Genomic DNA, 1,081 nt, shown 5'->3' on the forward strand with positions numbered 1-1,081 from the left:
GTGCACACGGTAAACAGAGTGATGAGCCGCTGTTTTTGTTCACAGAAGATCAGCAAGCGTTTTATCAAAGTATGGGCTGGCAAGAAATCAAACAGGAATGCTACGCAAACAAACCGGTGTCCGTGATGCAGTTTATACCCGCATCTCGTACCGATATTGTGGCGTAACCCAATAGGTATTTACGTGACACTGTCACTTTCATGCGATTGTCTCAAACCATCACGCTAAGTCACTTAAAACAGGTTTTCGGCGCCATAGTCTGGGGAGAGGGGAACAGCAAGCATGCCAAATTTAGATAATCGTATCCCGCCACCACTGATTGCAGCGAGTGCCGCCTTGCTGATCGGGTTACTGTCATTTTTACCCGGGCATTTTCCGTTGCAGTATGGTCTGCGTATCGCGCTCATGATTGTGCTGTTCGCTATGGGCATATTACTGGGAATTGGCGGTGTGATAGCGTTTAAGCGTGCACAGACCACGGTAAATCCACTCAAACCGGAAACGGCATCTACCTTGGTGGTTGGCGGCGTGTACCAATATTCTCGCAACCCAATGTATACCGGTTTAGCCCTCTGGCTGGTGGCCTGGGCATTGTATCTGGATTCAGTCATCGCGTTAGCAGGGGTAGCCGTATTTGTTAGCTACATGACCCGTTTTAAGATTAAGCCAGAAGAGCGGGCGATGCAGGCTCTGTTTGGCGCGCAATTTGAGTTGTATAAAGCACGAGTGAGGCGTTGGTTATAAGCGTCTTATCAGTCTACTGTGCGGTATACGTTGGCATGTGTTAGGTAACATCCTCCATACTAAAATTTCATACGAGTAAAGGCAGTGCATGTAGCGCTGCCTTTATTCTTTGTGCCTACCGTGCTACCTCTGATCGGTGGATTTATCTTTTCTAGTCTACAAAGTGGCTAACTGTCTGCTTATCAAGATTAATTTTTCAGCACTCACACAACATAATGCGTTTTTTTTAAGGATCGGGGATTAATCTCACATCCTGATACTGGTTTTTGCTTTCAGGGTTTGATATACCGAAATCAGAGGCAACACGGAGCATGACAGAGCGGAGGTATTGCGCATA

At 46.8% G+C, this 1,081-nt stretch carries 1 protein-coding gene; it reads left to right on the top strand.

Features of this window, described 5'->3' with window-relative positions; genetic code table 11:
- Positions 1–282: 282 nt before the first annotated feature.
- Positions 283–744 carry a methyltransferase family protein gene (locus ACRC27_RS03580; protein ID WP_438639205.1) on the top strand — a complete coding sequence of 154 codons (462 nt, stop codon included), beginning with the start codon at positions 283–285 and terminating at the stop codon, positions 742–744.
- Positions 745–1,081: the final 337 nt, after the last annotated feature.

This window comes from Plesiomonas sp., from assembly GCF_051650925.1.
Classification (GTDB): Bacteria; Pseudomonadota; Gammaproteobacteria; order Enterobacterales; family CAMTGL01; genus Plesiomonas.